Annotated in this window: 18 protein-coding genes; 5 read left to right on the top strand and 13 right to left on the bottom strand. The window is 71.7% G+C overall.

The window, feature by feature from the left end; translation table 11 throughout:
* The first annotated feature begins 142 nt into the window (after positions 1–142).
* Complete coding sequence (locus LL648_RS35095; RefSeq protein ID WP_232667135.1) at positions 143–325, top strand: hypothetical protein; 183 nt, start codon at positions 143–145, stop codon at positions 323–325.
* 78 nt (positions 326–403) lie between these two features.
* Here the strand turns inward: LL648_RS35095 and LL648_RS35090 are convergent, their stop codons facing one another.
* The 3 genes from LL648_RS35090 to LL648_RS35080 all read right to left on the bottom strand — a co-directional run bounded on the left by LL648_RS35090 (position 404) and on the right by LL648_RS35080 (position 2,905).
* Positions 404–1,255 carry an amidohydrolase family protein gene (locus tag LL648_RS35090; protein WP_232667134.1) on the bottom strand — a complete coding sequence of 284 codons (852 nt, stop codon included), beginning with the start codon at positions 1,253–1,255 and terminating at the stop codon, positions 404–406.
* 103 nt (positions 1,256–1,358) lie between these two features.
* Entirely contained in the window at positions 1,359–1,700 is a 342-nt protein-coding gene (locus LL648_RS35085) for a hypothetical protein (protein ID WP_232667133.1), read from the bottom strand.
* A gap of 524 nt (positions 1,701–2,224) precedes the next feature.
* The gene (locus LL648_RS35080; protein WP_232667132.1) at positions 2,225–2,905 is read right to left on the bottom strand and encodes a DUF899 domain-containing protein; all 681 of its coding nucleotides are present in this window, start codon (positions 2,903–2,905) and stop codon (positions 2,225–2,227) included.
* A gap of 188 nt (positions 2,906–3,093) precedes the next feature.
* On the opposite strand from LL648_RS35080, the gene LL648_RS35075 reads away from it, so the two are divergent.
* Positions 3,094–4,755, top strand: a complete 1,662-nt coding sequence (locus tag LL648_RS35075; protein ID WP_232667131.1) for a serine/threonine-protein kinase — start codon at positions 3,094–3,096, stop codon at positions 4,753–4,755.
* A 579-nt stretch (positions 4,756–5,334) separates the two neighbouring features.
* Here LL648_RS35075 and LL648_RS35070 read toward each other — a convergent pair.
* Together LL648_RS35070 and LL648_RS35065 are read right to left on the bottom strand one after the other, a co-directional pair.
* Positions 5,335–8,559, bottom strand: a complete 3,225-nt coding sequence (locus LL648_RS35070) for a DUF4397 domain-containing protein (RefSeq protein ID WP_232667130.1) — start codon at positions 8,557–8,559, stop codon at positions 5,335–5,337.
* 38 nt (positions 8,560–8,597) lie between these two features.
* The gene (locus LL648_RS35065) at positions 8,598–10,133 is read right to left on the bottom strand and encodes a glycosyltransferase (RefSeq protein WP_232667129.1); all 1,536 of its coding nucleotides are present in this window, start codon (positions 10,131–10,133) and stop codon (positions 8,598–8,600) included.
* Positions 10,134–10,426: 293 nt separating this feature from the next.
* Here LL648_RS35065 and LL648_RS35060 point away from each other — a divergent pair, with 293 nt between their 5' ends.
* Both LL648_RS35060 and LL648_RS35055 read left to right on the top strand, forming a co-directional pair.
* Positions 10,427–10,999: a hypothetical protein gene (locus LL648_RS35060; protein WP_232667128.1), complete on the top strand. Its 573-nt coding sequence runs from the start codon at positions 10,427–10,429 to the stop codon at positions 10,997–10,999.
* Between the two features lie 238 nt (positions 11,000–11,237).
* A complete protein-coding gene (locus tag LL648_RS35055) occupies positions 11,238–11,954 on the top strand; it encodes a crotonase/enoyl-CoA hydratase family protein (RefSeq protein ID WP_232667141.1) in 717 nt (238 codons plus the stop codon).
* 25 nt (positions 11,955–11,979) lie between these two features.
* Here LL648_RS35055 and LL648_RS35050 read toward each other — a convergent pair whose 3' ends face one another.
* Positions 11,980–12,648, bottom strand: a complete 669-nt coding sequence (locus tag LL648_RS35050; RefSeq protein ID WP_232667127.1) for an FHA domain-containing protein — start codon at positions 12,646–12,648, stop codon at positions 11,980–11,982.
* 82 nt (positions 12,649–12,730) lie between these two features.
* Positions 12,731–13,024: a DUF1905 domain-containing protein gene (locus LL648_RS35045; RefSeq protein WP_232667126.1), complete on the bottom strand. Its 294-nt coding sequence runs from the start codon at positions 13,022–13,024 to the stop codon at positions 12,731–12,733.
* A 448-nt stretch (positions 13,025–13,472) separates the two neighbouring features.
* On the opposite strand from LL648_RS35045, the gene LL648_RS35040 reads away from it, so the two are divergent.
* On the top strand, positions 13,473–14,396 hold the full coding sequence (locus LL648_RS35040; RefSeq protein ID WP_232667125.1) for a phosphotransferase family protein: 924 nt from the start codon (positions 13,473–13,475) through the stop codon (positions 14,394–14,396).
* Between the two features lie 34 nt (positions 14,397–14,430).
* Here LL648_RS35040 and LL648_RS35035 read toward each other — a convergent pair whose 3' ends face one another.
* From LL648_RS35035 to LL648_RS35010, 6 genes are read right to left on the bottom strand one after another with little or no spacing between them, the layout of a single operon-like run.
* Positions 14,431–14,991, bottom strand: a complete 561-nt coding sequence (locus LL648_RS35035) for an NADPH-dependent FMN reductase (RefSeq protein ID WP_232667124.1) — start codon at positions 14,989–14,991, stop codon at positions 14,431–14,433.
* Positions 14,988–16,391 carry a carboxyl transferase domain-containing protein gene (locus LL648_RS35030; RefSeq protein ID WP_232667123.1) on the bottom strand — a complete coding sequence of 468 codons (1,404 nt, stop codon included), beginning with the start codon at positions 16,389–16,391 and terminating at the stop codon, positions 14,988–14,990. The genes LL648_RS35035 and LL648_RS35030 overlap by 4 nt, the downstream gene beginning before the upstream one ends.
* Positions 16,388–17,581 carry a CaiB/BaiF CoA transferase family protein gene (locus LL648_RS35025; RefSeq protein WP_232667122.1) on the bottom strand — a complete coding sequence of 398 codons (1,194 nt, stop codon included), beginning with the start codon at positions 17,579–17,581 and terminating at the stop codon, positions 16,388–16,390. The genes LL648_RS35030 and LL648_RS35025 overlap by 4 nt, the downstream gene beginning before the upstream one ends.
* The gene (locus tag LL648_RS35020; RefSeq protein ID WP_232667121.1) at positions 17,578–18,966 is read right to left on the bottom strand and encodes an APC family permease; all 1,389 of its coding nucleotides are present in this window, start codon (positions 18,964–18,966) and stop codon (positions 17,578–17,580) included. Before LL648_RS35020 ends, LL648_RS35025 begins: the two co-directional genes overlap by 4 nt.
* A 5-nt stretch (positions 18,967–18,971) precedes the next feature.
* Positions 18,972–19,445, bottom strand: a complete 474-nt coding sequence (locus LL648_RS35015) for a cupin domain-containing protein (RefSeq protein ID WP_232667120.1) — start codon at positions 19,443–19,445, stop codon at positions 18,972–18,974.
* A 34-nt stretch (positions 19,446–19,479) separates the two neighbouring features.
* Positions 19,480–20,832, bottom strand: coding sequence for an amidase (locus tag LL648_RS35010; protein WP_232667119.1), 1,353 nt, complete (start codon positions 20,830–20,832; stop codon positions 19,480–19,482).
* Between the last annotated feature and the right edge of the window lie 4 nt (positions 20,833–20,836).

Here is a 20,836-nt window from a genome sequence, read left to right as displayed (position 1 = left end):
CGTGACGGAGCGCTTACCAGTTGTTGCCAATAGTATTCACTGAGCGCTTTTCTTGACATTTACCTGACGGTCGGTTCCTATTTGTCCAGTCAGTCATCTGACCGGAAACATTCCCCGTCCGCCCGTCGATCGGAGATACCGCATGTTCAAGATCGTCGCACGTGCTGCCGACGCCCTCGTGACCCGCGTCGCACCCAAGGCAGCCGCACAGGCCTGCCGCGGGTACGAGGTGAGCTGCGGCTGCGACCAGTTCACGCGGATCCAGTACTACATGAACTGCTGCGGAGGCCAGTGCGGCGCCTGCTACCGGCGCGGCACCTGCTGAACCACAGCCCGTCCCACCGTCGCACGTGGAGGCCGAGGTCGACCTCCACGTGCGCCGCGGGCCGATCAGACCGGAAGATCAGACCGGGCAGCCACGCCTCCAGACACCGGAGATGGCCGCGGTCGCGGTGATCTCCGAGATCGGATCGCCGGCCACGAGGAGCAGGTCGGCCAGCAACCCGACGCGGATCCGGCCACGATCGGCCAGCCCGAACGCGTCCGCCGGCGCGGCCGTGGCCGCGGTGAGCGCCTCGGCCGGCGTCAACCCGCAGTCGACGAGCAGCGCGAGCTCGTGGTGGAGGCTGACGCCGTGCGCGACGCCGAGGGTGCCGGCGTCGGAGCCGGCGAGCACGGTGACCCCGCGTTCCCGCAGGACCGCGATGCTCTCCCGGGCCGCCGCCACGTCGGGATGGGCGCCGGGGCCGAGCGGGAAGTTGCCGCCCACCATCGTCAACATCATGCGCGAGGTGGCGTCCAGCCGGGACCCGAACCTCGGATCGGCCGCGAGGGCCGGGCCGCTGCCACATCCACCGACGGCGTCCGCAACACCGAGCGTCGGGATCACGAAGGTCCCCTGCTCGGCCATCCGGGTCGCCAGCGCGCCGGTCACCACACGGTCGAACGGCACGTGCGCGAGCCCGTCGGCACCCGCGGCGACGGCAACCTCCGCCGCCGCGTGGTCGCCCGGGTGCACCACGGCCAGCACACCGTGGGCATGCGCCGCGGACACGAGCGCCGCGACCGTCGACCCGGGGAGCGTCGGCACCGGCCAGCCCACCACTCCCCCGTCGTCGATGAAGATCTTGAGGTGGTCGCTGCCCTCGGCGACCCGGGCCGCGACGAACGACGCTGGGTCGTCCCCGGGACCCAGCACCGGGAACGGTGGGTAGACACCCCGCTCCACCAGCTGCGTCGGATGCCCGCCCGCCACCGTGACGCCCGTGCCGGCGGGGCGAACATGTCGATCTCGGTGGTCACACCGAACGCCAACGCCTGTTCGAGGCTGCCGGTCATCACGTGGGAGTGCGCGTCGATCAACCCCGGCAGGGCTGATCCTCCTGAGCGACGGCCAGCCGGCCGCGCAGCGCCCCGGCCCGCATCTCGAACAGCGCCACCACCTCGGCACGCTCCAGCAGGTGCAGGAACCCGAAGGCCGCGTTCAGCGCATCGAAGCCCGTGCCGGGATCGGCGACCGCGCCGCGCAGGAGGTCCAGCAGCTCCCGGCGCCCGGCCGCGGTGATCCGGTGCGCCGTGCGCTCGGGGCCGCCGTCCCCGGCCTCGGCAGGAGGCGTTCGAGCAGCCCGTGCTTCGTCAGCGTGCGCATGGCCTGGTAGATCGACGCCGGCGCGACATGCGCCCACGCCTGCGCGTGCCACTGCACCAACGTCCGCCGCACCTGGCAGCCGTGCGCCACCCCGGACGCGTCGACGACGCCGAGCACGAGCAACCTGGTTGCGGACACCCCCGTCGCAGGATAGGGACCCCGCACAGCGGGACGGTGCTCGACAGATCTCTGACAGGCTTCTTATAGCGCAGCTCTCCTACGGTGCGGAGGCCGACAACCGCCCGACAAGGGGAGCTGGATTGAGGAACGCAAAAGATCAGGTGGCCCGGCTGGCAGATCACCTCCTCGAGCTGGTGGTCCCGCAGGGGAAAGCTGCAGCGGTCGTGTGCACCGAGCGGTATTGCGGTTGCGTGTGGGATGGTGAATGGACTCAGAGGTATCTGAAGCAGTACCGACTCTGGGACGAGCTGCACGACACCGCATGCGGTCCCTGCAGGTTCCGGCGTGTGAACGATCGCTGCTGACAGCGCCCGGCCGGACGTCCCGCTCCGGCCTCGGAGTCCAGGCCTGCCCGCTCACCCGTGTCGGTCCAGGCCTGGAGTCCTGCGGCGGGCATCACCCGCGCTGCTCACCCGATCCGTATGCGTCGTGCCAGCGCCACCACTGGTACGGAGGTGACTGGGGATAGCCTTCGGGCGAGTCCTCCCACGTTTCCTGCCGACCGAGAGCGGTCAGGTCGAGATAGCTCCACGTGCCGCCCATCGATTCGTCGCCGCGATCGTTCACGAAATACGTGCGGAACACGCTTTCGCCCTCGCGGATGAACGCGTTCGTGCCGTGCATCTGGTCGACCCCGAAGTCGAGGTCGAAACCGTCGAGCAGGCTGTACCAGGGCATCGTCCAGCCCATCCGGGCTTTCACGCGCTCGATGTCCGGCAGCGGTGCGCGCGAGACGAAGGCGAGGGAGGTGTCGCGGGCGTTCAGGTGTGCGACGTCAGCGACCTGGTCGGCCATCATCGAGCAGCCGACGCAAGCGTGGTCGGGCCAGCCGGCCACATCGGACTCGAAGAAGGCCCGATAGATGATCAGCTGGCGACGGCCCTCGAAGAGGTCGAGCAAGCTCACCTCGCCCTGCGGTCCGTCGAACCGGTACGCCTTCTCCACCGGCAGCCACGGCATCCGCCGTCGCTCTGCCGCGAGCGCATCGCGGGCGCGGGTCAACTCCTTCTCCTTCACGAGCAACTGCCGGCGCGCGGCCTCCCACTCGTGTGGAGAAGCGATCTCTGGTGTCTGCATCCTGGTCGTCACCTTCCGGTACCGGTCGTGAGCCTCGGACGTATAGACCACCGTGGGAGGCGAGAATCATCGGTCGCGCAGACGTTCGAACTCCCTCGTGGCGACCTGGACCGGATCGGCGCCCGCTCGTACGATGCGGCACGACTCGACGGCGCCTGGACGGCGCCGCCACGCGAGGGGTGCGGCCGGTGGCAGAAGGCGAGTTCGGGCCCTACCGGCTCGACCGGCTCCTGGGGCGGGGCGGCATGGGCGAGGTCTACCGCGCCTACGACACCCGCAAACGGGATCGTGTCGTCGCCCTGAAGCTGCTGCCCGCGCACCTGTCCGACGACGAGGCGTTCCGCACCCGCTTCCGACGGGAGGCGGAGATAGCGGCGTTGCTGCACGAGCCGCACGTCGTCCCCATCCACGACTACGGGGAGATCGACGGGCGGCTCTTCCTGGACATGCGCTTCGTCGACGGCCCTGATCTGGGGGCCGTGCTCGCCCGCGAGGGTGCGCTCGCCGCCCCGCGGGCCGTCGCGATCGTCGAGCAGGTGGCGGCCGCGCTCGACGCCGCTCACGCGCAGGGGCTGATCCACCGCGACGTCAAACCGTCGAACATCCTCGTGGTCCCGGGACGGCCCGAGTTCGTCTACCTCGTGGACTTCGGCATCGCCCGGGCCCACACGTCGAACACGAACGTGACGGGCAGCGGCGAGACCGCCGGAACCGTGCAGTACATGGCCCCCGAACGGTTCCTCGGCGGATCCGTCGACCATCGCGTCGACACCTACGCCCTGGCCTGCGTGCTGTTCCAGCTCCTCGCGAATCGGCCGCCGTTCCCGGGTGAGGCGCCCACCATCATCCACGGCCATCTCCACAAGCCCGCGCCGTCGTTGGCTCCGCACCGGGCCGATCTCGGGCCGGGCATGGACCACGTCATCGCCCGGGGCATGGCCAAACGGCCCGCCGACCGCCCACCCACCGCGGGCGCGCTCGCCGAGGCGGCTCGGGCGGCGCTGAATCCCGGCCCGTCCCGGCCGGTTGCTCCCCGACCTGCCAGCGGACCTGCCAGCGAACCGCCGGTCGCGTCGGCTGACCCCGGGCCGGCGCCCCGACCGCCACGGCGAACGGGACTGCTGATCGCCGGGCTCGCGCTCGCGGCGATCGCCCTCGGACTCGTGGCACTGCTGGCACTCCCCCTCATCGGTGGCCGCACCGGGCCGGATCTCGCCGGGCCGACGCCCGGCCCGGCGCCCCCTACCAACGTGCAACCAGACCTGGCGGGCACCTACGTCATCGAGCAAGGGCTGAATCCCGACAACGCGGGCGCCTACCAGGGCGTTGTGACCGTTGCGGTGACGGGCGAGGTCAACCACCTGCAGTGGTCGTTCCCGACCGCCCCGCCGCAGATGGGGGTCGGCCTCGTCGAGGGCGGGACGCTCGCCGTGGGGTACGCGGGCGACGGCGCCCCGCACGGCGTCGTCGTCTACCGCGTCGCGGGTGGACGTTTGGAGGGGCGATGGGTGGACGCGGAAGCGGGCGTGACGCCGGGACAGGAGACCGCCCTCGGCACGCCCGGGCTGAGCGGCGACTACTCGGTCGAGGGCAGCAACCCGGACGGCAGCCACTACACCGGCACGCTCACGATCAGTCGCAGCGACAGCCGGTACGACGTGGCCTGGACGGTGGGATCATCCCAGTACTCCGGGGTCGGCCTGCTCGTGCGAGACCTCCTGATCATCGGTTACACGAGGGACGGCTCACCTGCCGGCGCTGTCGGCTACCGGATCGACGGTGCGACGCTCGACGGGCAATGGGTGTCGCCGGCGGCCACCACCCTCGGGCAGGAGCTGCTCCGCCGGTGACCACGCGACCCGGCGAGCTCACGGGAAGGTCAGGAAAGCCACTTTCATGCAACGTGGTTGCATGAAAGTGGCTGTCAGGTGAATCGCCGCAGCCACCGCGGTGGACCGGCACCCGAGGTTCCTGGCGTTGGCCGATCGAGAGTGCCGTTCGCGCCGTCGCCCAAGGGTTGGGGAGGGCAGGAAAGCCACTTTCCTGCCCTGTGAGGGCCGGAAAGTGGCTTTCCCGCCCTCGCGTGCGCAACGCACACAACCCGACCGACCGTCACGGCCCGGCTCAGGCCGCGGGGCTGGTCGTGCACAGGTTCGCCTCCTCGTTCACAGGTTCGAACGTGTGCACGAAGGCATCAACCTGTGCACGAGCGCCCTACGCCCGGCAGTCCGTGCACCCACCCGTCGGGCCGGAAACGAACGAACGGCACTTTCGTCCACTAGGTATGGACGAAAGTGCCGTTCGGTCACCCACCCCTACCGCGGCGTACCCCCGAGTGCCGCACCCAGCACCGATTCTCATCCCTCGCGGCGGCCCGGAGGGCCATGGCGGACTTTCCTGATGCCCCACGTCTGGTGGTGGCCGCCGCTCTAGGGCTTCGGGCGCCGAGGGTGCGGTGCCGGGTGGTTGCGGCGGGGATCGGTGGGGCCGGCCGGTGGACGAACCGGCGGCATCGCGGTCGTCCGGCCCGCGTCGCCGTCGCGCCCGCCGCGCGCGACGTACTGCGCCGCTGCCCGACGAAGCGCCGCCAGGTCACCGCGGAACACCGTCGGCTCGTGGTAAGCGCGGTCCCGCCCCGCCGGCACCGCCGGTTCGCGCGGGGGCTGGGCGGGGGTGGGTGGGGCCGGTGCGCGGCGCTGTGCGGGGTTCGGGCGCTGCGCCACCGCCGCTCGCGCAGCAGCTTCTCGTGCTGCAGCGGCACGCATCGCCTCGATCTGCTCGACCATCATCGTGTTGTCGGGATCGTCGGGTGGTCGTGGCGGTCGTGGCGCTCGGCCCAACGTCGGCTTCCACCGGATGAGCTGCACGGTTTCGTCGTCGTTGAGGAGTGGACGGGAACCGGCCGGCAGCGGTGCCGGGCGACCCGGCGCGGCCACGTCGATGCCGGGCTTCCGCCTACGCAGCCAGAACCCCGCCGCGGCCATGACCAGGGCCCAGCCGATCACCATGAGCGGCAGGTCGCCGAGCCCGCGGTCGGACGCAACCGGTGGCGGGGGCGCGGCCGCCTCCGCAGGCGCGGCCGGATCCGACGGTGCCACCGGGACCAGGACACCCGGCCTCGCCGGCGAGGTCACTTCGAGCGCCGCGCCCGCCGGGGGCTGCACCGGGTCCTGGACGAGCTGGACCACCGGCCCGTCCGGTCCGTCGATCACGACGAGCGTCGCGACACCACCGGCGTTCACCGGCACCTGCGCGACCGAGGTTGCGGCGCCGCTGGTCAGCGTGAGCGCGGCGGTACCGGGGATCAGCTCGGCGTAGCCGGTCACGAGACCGTACGAGATGGCTTGCGCGAGCGGTCCGGCATCCGCGGACGCAACAGTCAGCTCCGGCCCCTTCGCCGCGCCGTGCACAAGGCGGACGATGCCGCGCAGGTCCGGGCCGGGGACGGCCGGGTCCGGCACCAGCTGACCGCGGACGCCGTTGCCCTCCGGCGATGTGAAGAGCATCAGCGTGTAGCTGCTGCCCGGGGCGAGCGCGACGGTCTGGCTCAACGCCGTGGGCAGTGCCGGGTCGATCGCGCCCACCCCGAGTGTGGTCACCCCGGGGGGCACCGCGTGATAGCCGACCGCGCCGATGCCCGTGTCGCCGTACGCGCCCACCGGGATCGGTGCGGTCGCAGTGCCGTCGATGCCGGCGAGCCGCACCTGCAACGGACCCGAACCGGTGACGAGGTTGAGCACCCGCAGTGCAGCGGCCTCGCCCTGGGCAGGTGGTGTCGCGGCAGCGGCGAGCAGCCCGGACGGTGCGGCAGGCGCGAACACGACCCGGACACCGCTCGGCCCGGCCACGGCCGCCTGCACCTCGAACGCGCCGCGCTGGGCCTTGAAGTAGGAGACGATGCGCTCGGCACGGGCGCCCGACGCGTTCAGCAGCACCTGTCGACGCGGCCGGCCCGCGGCGTCCTCGCCGGCCGCTTCGGGGAGGTCGGCCACCAGCACCTCCTCGACGGTGGCGAGGTAGCCGAGTGTCGTGAGCACACGAGCGTCGACCCGGCCCGCCCGCAGCTGCTCCACCACAACCGGTTCGGCGGTGTCCGCGAGCCGGTCCGCCAGCGCGGCTCCGACCGTCCTCAGCTCGGGCTCCGCATGCGGCGGTGCGGCGCTCGCACCGATGCGCCGGATCTCGACCCGCTGCGATCCCGCGCCGAAGGTCGCCACCGCCTGCGAGTTCGTCAGGGCGCCGTTGATCTGGGCGAACGAAGCGGGGAAGAGCCGGATGGCCTCGGTCGCGACGATGTAGTCGTAGTCGATGAAACCTTTCGGGCTGAGCGCTTGCACCGCGGGGTCGGTGTCGAGCTTGTAGAACCAGCCGACGTCGTCGCGATCCCAGCCGGCCCTGACCAGGTCCGCCCAGTGGACGTCGTCCACGATGAGCCGCTGGTCGCGGGGCACGTTCTCGATCAACCACTGGCGGGCCTGGCGCGTCGGCGCGTCCTGGTCGGCGCTGGTGAGGAAGCCGATCTTCGCCCCCCACGGCGGAACCGCGGCCACGCCGGTCGCGGCGACGGCGACGAGCACCGCGACCGCTCCAGCTCGCACCAGCACCGCACCGGCACTCAGCCGACGCGCAGCCTCGGCCGCGACCGTTGCCACGAGCAGCGCCGCCAACGGGAGCAGCACGATCACATATGGGACCGGCAGGTAGCCACCACGCAACATCATCACCGCGAGCAGCAGGTAGCCGGCCGCGATCGGGCGGAGCTGCCGGACCGCAAGCGCGACGAGCGCGGCGACCAGACCGGCGGCGACCAGGATCCAGTCGAGGTCCACCCACTGCGCCACCGTGTTGTAGTTGTTCGTGCCCGGGGTGAACACGCTGCCGCCCGGGGTGCGCGAGAGCAGCTGGAACGCGATGCCGTCGATGAGGCTGACGTGCCCCTCGCCCGGGATGAGCTCCGAGCGCACCGCGGCCGTCAGCACGTACGCGCTGCCGAGCAGCCCGAACAGCGTCCCCGCGACGGCCATCGCGTACCGGCGGGTGGCGTGGTTGCCGCGCTGCCAGCCCAACCACGCGACCGCGGGCAGCAGCAGGAGGAACGTCTCCTTCGTCAGCACGGCGATGCCGAACGAGGCCGCCGCGCCGATGTAGGCGGCGAGGCGCCGCTGCGGGGTGCACATGCAAACGAGCGCGGCGAGGACCCACGCGGTGGCGAGGTTGTCCAGGTAAACCGTGCGGTTGAACCCCACAGCCAGCGGGGACAGCGCGAGCAGCGCCACCGCGGCGCCCGCCGCGACGCGGCCGTACCCGAGCCTGCGCGCCAGCGTCCACAGCAGCGCACCGGCGACGACGGACACGACGACCATGAGCTGGCGACCCGCCGCGACGGAGTCGGTCAGGAACCCGAACGTCTCCAGGAGCTTCATCCAGCCCGCGATCTGGATCCAGCCGAGCGGCGGGTGGTCGTACCAGTAGGTGTAGTGGGTCACCTCACCGAACTGCAGGATCGCGAACGCCTGCGCGACGTAGGTGCCCTCGTCGTCGATGCGTTGGGGAGCACCGACCAGGTTCACCGCGCGGACGACCGCGGTGACCACGAGCAGGGGCAGCAGCACCGCCGCCGACATGAGGCGGGAGCGGGAGATCGCGGTGATCATCTCGGGTTCCTCCGGGTGGATGCGGTACGGCGGCTGCGCTACTGGGCTGCGCTACTGGCTGGGGCGTTGCGGTGCGCCCCCGCGTGCGCGGTCTTCTCCCAACCGACCTGTCCGCGGGCCTCCCTGACCACGGCACGGATCGAGGCGAAGGACAGCAGGACCTGATACGGAAAGGCGCCCAGCACCAGCCGGACGTAGTCGCGGAACCTGATCCGGATGCCGAACGAGCGGCCGAACTCCTCCAGCCCCGCGGCCTCGACGGCCATGCTGACAACGGTCGGGATCAGCGGCACGAACGACAGCAATGTCACTGCGAGTGGGACCTTGACGACGAACATCGTCACGAGCGAGATCGGGATCATCACCCCGGAGTAGGCCTGCAGGAACGGCATCCAGAGCGTGTACCGGGCGAGCATGCGCTGCCTGCGGGTCGGCAGCTGCTTCCACAGCCCCTTCCGGAGCACCTGCAGGAAGCCCTGACACCAACGGGTCCGCTGCTTGATCCAGCTCGGGATCGTGTCCGGGGTTTCCTCGCGGGTGACGACCTGCGGGTCGTAGGCCACGGCGACCTGGTGCCCCGCCGCGGACAGCCGGACTCCTAGCTCACAGTCCTCCGCGAGGCACTCCTGGTCCCAACCGCCGAACTCGCGCAACACGTGGGCGCGGGCGAAGACGGTGTTCCCGCCGAGCGGGATGAACCGCTGCTGAGCGTGGAAGTGCAAGCGCGACCGGAACCAGAAGTAGTACTCGAGGCAGTTGCGCAGCGACCACCACGTCGTGTGGATGTTCATCAGCTGCACACCGGATTGCACGACGCTCGCGCCCGTCTCCTCGAACCGCGCCTCGACCAGCTTGAGCAGCCCGGGATGCACCTCGTCCTCGGCGTCGAACACGCCGACGATCTCGCCGCGACACCGGGGAAGGGCGGTGTTGAGCCCCTTCGGCTTGTTCTTCGGCACGTTGTGATCGATCACGACCTGCACCAGCCGCGGATGCCGGCGAGCAGCCGCGTGCGCGACGGCCATCGTCTCGGGATCGTCGTGCCCGATGATGACGATGATCTCGAACGCGTCGTGGTCCTGCCTGGCCAGCGCGTCGATCGTGTCGGCCAGCACTTCCTGCTCGTGCCGGGCCGGCAGCAGCAACGAGAAGGTGTGGGTGCGGCGTGCGGTCCGCCGGACGAAGCCGGTGCCCTTCAACGAGTCAGGCGTGCGCCACGCATGCAGCATCCACCACGTAGTGGTGCCCGCGACACCGGCCAGCGGAACCGCGAGCACGAGCATGACGAGCGAGAGGATCACCTGCCCCATACCGCCCGGCTGCGACGACGCGGACGGACTCGCCGGCCGCTCGTCCCGAGGGGGGGAGCTCCCGTCCCCGTTCGCCGCCTGCACACCGTCGGCGCGAGGCAGGAGCCCTCCGGAGAGGCCCTCGACGTCCTCCGCGGGCGCCACCGGCGCCACCGGAGGGGCGGCGACCTCGCCCGCCGCGGGCGGCCGCGCGGATTCCCCACCAGTCCCCAGCCCGGCCAGGAACGCCGGCACGATCATCACCAGCAGGAAGCCGACCAGCACGAGCCAATGCCAGCGGAGCCGACGACGTCCCGCCGTACGATCTGTCTGGTCAGGCATCGCTACGTACAACCGCCTTCGGCCTGCGCCGACCCGGGCCCTCCGGGTGCCGTTCCATGGTCAGGACCGGCGGCAACGGCGGACATGGCACCGGCGCGCGGTTCTCCTGCGGGAAGGTGACAAGCCCCGCACCCACGCGCACCTGTCGCGATGAATCTGTCGCCGCTGGCATGGCGCCCACCCGGTGTTGACCGTCGGTGCGTGTTACGGGTGCAGGAAAACCTGCTGGTAGGGCCATGGCGTGGATCGCGCACCTCACCGAGCCTTGGGCCACTTGTCCACGGATTCTCGAGGTGAACATCGTGCAGACGAAGGTTGCGGATACGCGCTGGCCCCGGCGATTCGGTCGGACGGCCGTTGTTGCCATGACGACCGCGGCCGCGTTCGGATTCGCGGGGTCCGCGGCCGACGCGGCGGTCGGCTCGATGACGGTTTCGCTCTCGATCGGGCCGCCGAGCGCCGGCTGTGCCGCGAATCGTGAGCTCGTGTCCGGGGTGGTGCTGGTGCGGATGCCGCAGAGCGAAGCGCTCGTCGACATCCAGCGATATCGGATCATTCTCGACGGCTGGGGCGACGACGACTGGACCAGAGGTGGCGACGACCACGAGTTCGGGCCGTTCAACGCCAGTGCACGCAATGTTGTGCCCAGCGGGCTGGAGTTCCGGTACAGCACATGCGTCCTCGACAGCGACCTCAACGAGGACTCGGGGGAAGGGGACGAGATCTTCGTCAAGGTGCGCCTGATCGACAACAACTCCGGATCGGTGATCCGCAACGTGAACAGTCCGACGGTTCACGGACGCTGGTGAGGCGAGCGGTCAGGCAGCCACGCCGCAGACCGTTCGCGCAGCTCACCCAGGGGGTGGAGGGCAGGAAAGCCACTTTCCTGCCCTGTGCGGGCCGGAAGGTGGCTTTCCTGCCCTCGCGTGCGCAACGAACCGCGCCGGTTCGGCTATGCCGGGACAACAGGATTACCTGCGGCGGGTTCTTGCGCAGTTTCGGGGCAGCGCTGCGGAACGCGCGGTCGGCACACTGCTTTCCGTGACCATGACGAGCGCTGTGCACTACCACCGTCGAGCCGATGTCGTGACGATCACGATGGACGACGGGAAGGCGAACGCCCTGTCTCCGAGCCTCCTCGCGGACCTGGGCCGTGCGCTCGACCGCGCCGCCGCCGACGTCGAGGGCGGTGGCGCGGTCGTCCTGCAGGGCCGGGACGGCGTCTTCTCGGCCGGTTTCGACCTCAACGTCCTGCGCGGTGGTGGTCCGGAGGCATCCGACATGGTGCTGACCGGGTTCGCCACGGCTGCCCGGCTGATGTCGTTCCCCGCGCCGGTCGTCGTCGCGTGCACGGGCCACGCGATCGCGATGGGGGCGTTCCTCCTGCTCGCCGCGGACTACCGGATCGGCACGCACGGCACGTACAGGGTGGCGGCGAACGAGGTTGCGATCGGGCTCACCCTGCCGCGCTCGGCCGTGGTGCTCCTCGAGGCCCGGTTGACCCCCGCGGCGTTCCAGCGGGCGGCGCTGCTCGCGGAGTCGTTCGGACCGGACGACGCCGTGGCCGCGGGATTCCTGGACCGGGTCGTGGAGCCGGGAGACGCACCCGTCGCGGCGGCGAACGTCGCGGCCGAGCTGAACGAGCGGCTGGTGGCCGCCGCGCATGCCGAATCGAAGCTCCGGGCCCGCGCCGATGTGCTCGCCCGGCTGCACGCCGCGATCTCCGCCGACGCCGAGGATCTACGGAGCCGCCGGGCGGACTGAGCGGAACCGGCACCCGCGGTGGTGGCTACGACCCGGTGGCAGCCCGTTCCGCGGTGGACGCACGCACGTCGGCGAAGGTGATCGCGCCTCGGCGGAGCGCCTCGTTCGCCAGGCGCACGCGGCGCTGCTCACCACCGCCGTCGATCTCGAACTTCTCGTAGAGGCTCGCGAGGTGGTGGCGCACTGCCGCTTCGGTGATCCACAGCAAGCCCGCGATGTCTCGGGGTGTGGCCAGTTCGGTGAACGTGTCGGTGGCGGAGACGGCTGAGAACAGCGCGAGGAGGGTGTCGCGCTCTCGGTGGGTCAGCCGCGGTGGCGGTCGATGCGCAACGGTCACCTCCACGTCGGTATCGGATACGGGCCCCTCGCCCCGCAGCATGAGCCGGGTGCGTCCGACCCGGATCTCGTCGCCGGGCCGCAACGTCGCCTGCTGCACGATCCGCCCGCCGTTGACGAACGTGCCGTTGCGCGAGCTGATGTCGCGGATGCACCACGCGCCGCCGAGTCGCTCCATGACGGCATGCAGTCGGGAGATCTGAGGGTCGTCGATGATGACGTCGTTGCGGGAGGACCGACCGATGGTTATCCGGTCGCCGGCGAGGGAGACGCGCCCCACGCCGGCGCTCGACCAAACCTCCACCCAGTCCATGGGGAGGTCGGCCTCGATCCGGCCGGGCTCGACACGAGCGTCCACAACAGTCTCCTTTCACAGCCGTGCAAGTCGTCGACCCGATGATGCGTGGACGTCATGTCACGGCTCTGTTGTGGCGCTTTCGTCAAACCTCCGGGAACAGCTGGAGTCGGGTGCGATCGATGGCGATGGCAACGCTGACGACGTCGCCGTCGTCCTTCTCGCGGCGGATCGACCTCGGCACCACCAGCAACCACCTGCCCACGTGGTCCAGCCACACGCTCGTCCGCCACGAACGCTCATCCACCACGGCGACCACCGGAATCCGCCCGAGCGGGCCCGCGATGGCCGGCGCGTGATCGTCCGGAACGACGGCGGAAACCCATCCGCCCTGGCTGCGATGGCGGGTCAGGACCGCGTAGAACCTGACGCCCGGCAACCACCTCACCTGACCACCTCGAGGGGACGCGACTCCGGGCACGGGGCGAGTTGGGGGGAAGCTCCGCGCCCGGAGCCGCGAGCACGAGGAGCCGGAATCCACTCCGGGATCGACCTCGCCGGCCAGGCTGTCGCCATGCTCCGCATTCATGCCGCACCTCGTGCTCCGGTGGTGTTGCAGCGACGATGACGCACGCTTCCCCGCCACGGCCATGCTGGCGGCGATAGGTTTTTGTGCCTGCTCCCCCGGCCTCGTAGGTGGCTGGCGGGTGTGCGTTCCGCACGCACTCTGCTCGCTCCCTGCGCCGAGATGAACCTGAGCGCCGTCCACGCTTGATCAAAGGACCCCTGCGGTTCATCTCGCGACCTCCTGCCGCTCGCGGCGAGGAGGTGGCGAACTCCTGCAAATACCGCGCACCCATCGCAAGCCTCTGCCATGCTCCCCGCCCATGGTGATCGCAGCGGGGGTTCGGATCAGCTGGCCGGAGTTGCCGGGAAACGTGCATCGGGCCGTCGAGGCCATCGTGGGCGACCGGATCGTCGAGGCTGTGTCGCAGGTCGGTGGATTCTCCCCGGGAACAGCCGACCGAGTGCGTACGGCCGGTGGTCTGCGAGCGTTCGTCAAGGCCGTCCACCCGTCGCTGAACCCGCACACCCCCGACATGCACCGCCGGGAGGCGCTGGTCATGACCGCGCTACCGGCGCGCGTGCCGGCGCCGGACCTGCTCGGGGTGCACGACGACGGCGAGTGGGTCGCGCTGGTGTTCGAGGACGTCGACGGCCGGCAGCCGGCGACGCCGTGGGTCCGGTCGGAGGTCGACGCCGTCATGGCCGCGCTGCGCCAGATGGCCGAGACCCTGACACCGGCGCCGGTGCTCGACTCGCGCACCGCCGCCGAGGCACTGGCCGACGACTTCGCGGGTTTCGACCGCCTGGCCGCCGATCCGCACGACGATCTCGACCCGTGGGCGGCGGCGCACCTCGACGACCTGCGCGACCTGGCCCGGGTCGGGGTCGCCGCGCTCGCCGGCGACACCTTGGTGCACATCGACGTCCGCGCCGACAACCTCCTCGTCCGGCCCGACGGGAGCGTGGTCGTCGTCGACTGGCCGTGGGCCTGCACCGGCCCGGCATGGCTCGATCGGCTCATGGTGCTGGTGAACGTGAACCTCTACGGCGGCCACGACGTCGAGCACCTGCTGCGCTCGCACCTGCCGGACGTACCGGCCGAGCACATCTCCGGCGTGCTGGCCGGCTGCGCCGGGTTCTTCGCCGACTCGGCCCGCAGGCCCGCGCCCCCGGGACTGCCGACGGTGCGGGAGTTCCAGCGCGCACAGGCCGAGGCGACGCTGCGCTGGCTGCGGATCAGGTGACCGGAGCGGTTCCGGCCTTCGGTGACCCGCCCGCTCACGCCGAGGCGGCGTCGAGGCAGGTGCCCACCGCGGTGGCGACCAGCGAGCGGATCTCCGCCAGCGCCTCGCGGTCGACCAGCATGCCGTCGACGACCCGCTCGTCCGACTTCCTGATGCACACGGGCTCGTGGTCGACCAGCACGGCGCCGATCCCGTCGACGAGGATGCTGCGCAGGTGGTCCTGCGCCCATCGCGCGCCGAACCCCGAGGTCGATGCGCTCATCGTCGCGACCGGCATGCCGGTCAGCACGCTCTCGCCGGACGGCCGCGAGAGCCAGTCGAGGGCGTTCTTCAGCACCCCGGGAACGCTGGCGTTGTACTCCGGCGTGCAGATCAGCAGGACGTCGGCGCTGCCCACGGTCCGCTTCAGCGCGATCACCTCGAACGGGTCGCCCATGGCCTCGACGTCCTCGTTGAACAGCGGGACCTCGTCCACGGACACCACCTCGACGTCGACGCCGGGGCACGCGGCCACGGACGCGGCGGCAGCACGGATCATCGCGGAGTTGGTGGACTCGGCACGCAGGCTTCCGGAGATCATCACGATCTTCGTCATCGGATCGATTCCCTCTTCATGTTCGTAGGGCTTCCTTCGGTCTGGAGTCGGAGCGCGGACAGCTCGGCCCCGACAGCTCGGACCAGCCGCCGCGCGAACGCCTGCGGCTCGGCCGCCGCGTCCGGGCGTTCGTCGACGATCCGGTGCACGAAGCCGGCCCGGGCGAGGTCGTGCGCCCGGATCCGCTGCGCTGCCGCCATCTCGGGGGCACGGTCGGGTCGGCCGTGCAGGATGGTGCTGGCCCCTTCCGGCGGGAGCGGCGCCAACCAGGCGTGCCGCGCGGCCAGCACCCGGTCCGCGGCGAGCAGGGCGATCGCCGTGCCGCCCGCGCCCTGCCCGAGCAGCACGGCCACCTTGAGGCAGGTGACGGAGGTGAGGTCCATGAGGCAGCCGCCGACCTCCGCCGCCAACCCGCCCTCCTCCGCGCGGACGCTCAGCTCCCCGCCGTCGGAATCCACCACCGTCACGATGGGCAACCACAGCTCGTCGGCGAGCGCGATGCCCCGGCGCACCACCCGCAGCTCAGCCGGCCCGACCGGGTGCCCGTCCGCCTGCGCCGCACGGTCCTGCCCGATGAGCACACATCGGGCACCACCGAGGTCGGCCAGCGCCAGCAGCACAGCGGGTCCGGTCTCGCCGCGGCCGGTGCCGTGCAGCTCGGCGATCCGGAGTCCGGCATCCGCGACGACGTCGCGCACCCCCGGACGTCCCGGGTCGCGACTGCGGGCGACGGCGGTCGCGGCATCGGGTTCCCCGACCGGCTCCGCCGCCGGACACCCGGGCTCCACGGCCGCCGGTTCGGCGGTGGTGTCGAGCAGTCCGAGTAGTTTGCCGACAGCCCCGCGCAGCTGCGCGAGCGGCAGCACGCGGTCGACGAGGCCGTTGCGGTGCAGGTTCTCCGCGGTCTGCACGCCCGCCGGCATACCGGCACCGCGCAGCGCCTCGACGACCCGCGGCCCGAGGAAGCCGATGCGCGCCCCCGGTTCCGCGGCCGTCACGTGCCCCTGCGATCCCCACGAGGCGAGCACCCCGCCGAACACCGGATCGCGCAACCACACGAGGTACGGCAGGCCCGCGCGCCGGTGCGCGGTCACCGCGGCCGTGATGGGCAGCATCCCGACGAACGCGCGCGTGCCGTCCTGCATGCGGGTGCCGGCCGACCGTGGGGAGGCGAGCAGGGGCAGGCGTTCGGCGGTGGCCCGGCGGATGGCACCCGCCAACCGCCCGGAGGCCTCCACGCCGATCGACCCGCCGTGCACGCTGTAGTCGCCGAGCAGCACGGCGACGCGCGTGCCCGCCACGGTGCCTGCGCCGGCGACGACCGAGTCGCTGCTCTCCGGCCAACGCTCGAACGAGGCGGGGTCGAGCACCGCGTCGAGGGTCTCAGCTGTGCCGGTCACGGCGCGTCCTCGCTGCGGTCCAGCCACGCCTGCACGGCGGCGCGGTCGCCGTCGAGCAGCGGCGGCGCGTCGTGATCGCGCGGGGTGGTCTCGGCGCCGGTGTCGAGCTCGAAGAACCGCAGGGGGTTGCCGGGCAGCACGATCCGCCCCAGCGCACGGTGGTCGACGTCGACGAGCAGGCGCTGCGAGCGCGTCTGCGGCGAGCTGTACACGGCGTCGAGCGACTTGACCTCGCCGGCGGGGATCTCCGCCTTGCGCAGGGCGGCGAGGACCTCGACCGACGTTCGGGGGCGCAGCGCGTCCTCGATGATGCGGATCAGATCCGGCTGGCGCGCCACCCGGTCGGCGTTCGTCGCGAACTCGGCCGCGGTCGGGTCGAGCCCGAGCACGTCGCACAGGCGGGCCCAGAGCTGATCGTTCCCGGCGGCGATCTGCACGGCGCCGTCGCCGCAGCGGAACAGGCCGTAGGGCGCGATCGCCGGGTGGTGGTTGCCGACACCGGTGCCCAGCTCGCCCGCGACGGTCCAGCGGGTGCCCTGGAACCCGTGCACGGCGACGACCGCTGCCAGCAGCGAGGTCCGGACCACCCGGCCACGTCCGGTCCGCTCCCGCTCCAGCAGCGCGGCCAGCACACCTTGTGCCCCGAAGATCCCGGCGAGCAGATCGGCGATCGGGGCGCCGACCTTCTGCGGATCGTCGGCGGCGCTGCCCGTGATCGACATGAGGCCGGCTTCGCCCTGCGCGATCTGGTCGTAGCCCGCGCGGCCCGCATCAGGCCCGTCGTGCCCGAACCCGGTGATCGAGAGCACCACGAGCCGCGGGTTGAGGGCGTGCAGCTCGGCGACGGAGAACCCGAGCCGGTCGAGCACCCCCGGCCGGAAGTTCTCGACGAGGACGTCCCCGGCGGCGATCAGGCGGCGCAGCAGCTCCGCGTCGGCGGGCTGCTTGAGGTCGAGCGCGATGGACTGCTTGTTCCGGTTCGCGGAGAGGAAGTAGGTCGACTCCGGCCGCTCCCCCTCTGCGCCGACGAACGGCGGTCCCCAACCGCGTGTCTCGTCGCCCCGGCCGGGCTGCTCCACCTTGATCACGTACGCCCCGAGGTCGCCCAGCAGCATCGTGGCCTGCGGCCCGGCGAGCGCCCGGGTGAGGTCGACGACGGTCGTGCCGGCCAGCGGTCCCGTCCTGCTCATCGGGCGTCCACCGACGGGCGCGAGATCCGCTCCCGCGCCAGGAATAAGGCGAAGACGAGCACGATCGCCACCGCGGAGACGACCGCCATCGCGTCCACCGGAGCCGGTGGTGGGTTGAGCAGCGCGTTCACGTACACCCAGACCATCCCCGCGGCGCCGAGCAACGCGCACACCGCGAGCGTCGGCGTCAGCTTCCGCTCGCGCACGGCGAGCACCACCGCCCCGACGCAGATCAGGACGTACGGGATCAGCCAGAGGTAGACGGTCAGCGTGGAGATCGACGGGAAGACCCCGGTGAGCAGTTCCTCCGGCCAGACCAGCACGAGGACGAGGAGCACGGCCTGCGCGACGGCGGAGAGGGCGATGATGGCGGCACTGGGGCTGCGGTGGCGCGGATGGACCTTGGCCAGCCATCGGGGCGCGAGGCCGTCGGTCGCGAGGGTGGCGACGAACCGCGAGCCGTAGTTGACGAACGCGATCAGCGAGGCCACGTTGGCGACCGCCAGCGCGCCGTCGGTGACCATGGCGAAGCCGGCCCCCAACCCGGCCTGCTGGGCGAGCGCGGCTGCCGGCGACATGCCGGACGCCAGCGCGTCCGAGGCCGCCATCAGCCCGGGGACCTGCAGGAACGTCGCAAGGAGGTAGCAGCCGCCCAGCACGATCGGGACGCTCATGACGGCCAGTGGCACGTTGCGCTTCGGGTTGCGCGTCTCCGCAGCCAGTGCTGCGGAGCTCTCGAATGCGACGAGGAACACCGCCGCGGCGGCCACCCCGTTGACGATGCCGCCGAACGTCGAGCCGTCGAGGCCCAGCTGGGCCGGCAACGCGAGCCCGGTGCTGGTCGCGACCGCGATCGTCACGAAGAGGGTGATCGGCAGCGTGATCACCGTCAGCACCACCGCGGTGCGCACCGACGTGTCGAGGCCGCGGTAGGCGAGCGCGGCGGCCAGCACCATGGCGACGGTCGTCGTGAGCGCCAACGGACCGGCGTCCAGCCCGGGCTCCACGCCGATCGAGACGAGGAAGCTCCCGGCGAAGACCCCGCTGGTCATCGACACCCCGGCGATCAGGGCGACGTAGCCGAGCAGCAGCGCTGCGCCCATCAGCGCCCGCGCCCACGGCCCGAAGACGTGGGCGATGTAGGAGTAGAGCGTGCCGGTCACGACATAGCGGCGCGCGAAGGTGACGACGGCGACGCCGACGCAGCCGATCGCGGCGGCGCCGATCAGCGCGCCGAACCAGCTCCCGTTGCCCGCGCCGACGACGAGCAGGAACGGAACGGTCGCGAGCGCAACCGCGGGCGTGTAAGAGACCAGCGCCAGCGCGACGATCTGCACCCGGCTCAGGTGGCCGGTTTCGAGTCCGTCTCCCTCATGGTGCTCCACGCGGTTCACCCGGCGCTGTTGTCGAGGTGATCACGCAGGGGTGGCCCGACCGGCCGCGCGCCGTGGCGTGCGTAGATGGCCACCACCTCCTCGGCGAGCGGGTTGGCCGTGACGCTCTCCCACTCCTTGAACAGCTCGTCGTACCCGCCCGGGGTCATGATGTTCACGACCCGGACCGGGCCCTGAGCGGCGTCGAGGTTGTCGAACGTGTGCGCGACGCCCGGTGGGACCGTCGCGAAGTCGCCCGGTCCGATCTCCAGCACCTCGTCACCGGCCTGCAGGGTGAGCACCCCGGACAGCACGTAGAACGTGTCGTCCTGCGCCTCGTGCACGTGCAGCGGCGGGCCGGAGCGGTGCTCGACATCCATCACCATGAAGTCGAACCGACCTCCGGTCTGGCTGCCGCCGACCTTGAACAGCGCGTTGCCGAGCCGGTACGCCTGCCCTTCGCGGCTGCGGACCACGAGCATGTCTGCCATGACGTCTCCTTCGTCGTACATAGGTGAACCTCGCTCACAACGGTGGTCGGCGCAGGTGCCAACCCGTCACTTCCTGCAGGGCCTCCGCCGCCTGCAACAGCAGCTCGTCGACACCCGGGCGCGCCACGATCTGCACGCCGAGCGGAAGCCCGTCCGGGTCGACCCCGCAGGGCACGGCGAGCGCCGGCCACCCCACCACGTTCAGCGGTGCGACACAGCGCACCCCGACCGGCGCGTCGAGCACCCGGCCCGCGACATCCATCCGCGGCGCAGCCCGCTCACGGCCGGGCAGCACCAGAAGGTCGACCCCGCGCGTCGCCGCCTCCAGCTCGGCGTCGAAGGCGGCGGCGACCCGGCGCGCGTCCACGTACGCCTGCCCCGACACCGCTGCTGCCGCTTCGAGGCGTCCACGGAGCCCGACGCCGATGCTGTCCGGATCGGCATCGATCAGCGGCCGGTAGCGCACGGCCGCCTCCCTGGCCACTACAACCTCCGCGGCCGCGGCCGCGGCACCCCAGCCGGGGACCGGACAGTCCACGACGGTGGCCCCGAGCGCCTGCCACTCCTCGACGGCTGCCGCGACGGCCGCTTGCACGGCATCGGGCAGCCCGGCGAGGATCGCGGTCCGCAGCAGACCGATCCGCAGCCGACCGGGTCCCGGTCGCGGAGCGCCCGGCATCGGCGCGACCGGCCAGCCCTCCGCTGCCGGCAGCAGCAGCCGGCAGTCCCTGGCGGAGCGGGTCAGCAGCCCGACGTGGTCGAGCGAACGGGACAGCGGGATGACACCGTCCAGCGGGATCCGGCCGCGCGTCGGCTTCAGCCCGACCACGCCGCACCAGTTCGCCGGGTTCCGCACCGAACCCGTCGTGTCGGTGCCGACCGCGCCGGGCACGAACCCGGCGGCGACCGCCGCCCCCGCGCCCATGCTGGAGCCGCCGGCGTAGCGGTGCGGGTCCCACGGGTTGCGGGTGGGCCCGAAGACGTAGCTGTCGACCGGGCCGTAGGCGAGCTCCGGCAGGTTGGTCTTGCCGAAGATCACGACACCGGCGGCCCGCAGCGCGGCCACGACTGCCGCATCTCCCTCGGGCACCGGCAGCCGTGCCGCCGAGCCGGCCGTCGTCGGCTGGTCGGCCGTCGTGATGTTGTCCTTGATCGCGACCGGCACGCCGTCGAGCGGCCCACGCGGGCGGCCGGCCCGCCGGCGCTCGTGCGCCGCGCGGGCCTGCGCGAGCGCCGGCCGCCGGTCCCAGTGCACGAACGCGTTGATCGCCGGGTCCATGGCCTCGACCCGGTCCGCGAGGTGCGTGCTCAGCTCGACGGGCGAGACCGCGCCCATGCCGAGCAGCCGGGCGAGCTCGTCGATCCCGAGATCGTGCAGGTCGGCCATCACA

Origin of the sequence: Pseudonocardia sp. TRM90224, from assembly GCF_021245725.1 — a bacterium.
Taxonomy (GTDB): Bacteria; Actinomycetota; Actinomycetes; order Mycobacteriales; family Pseudonocardiaceae; genus Pseudonocardia.
Note: the sequence above shows the minus strand (reverse complement) of the source record. Positions and strands in the feature narration are given on the sequence as shown.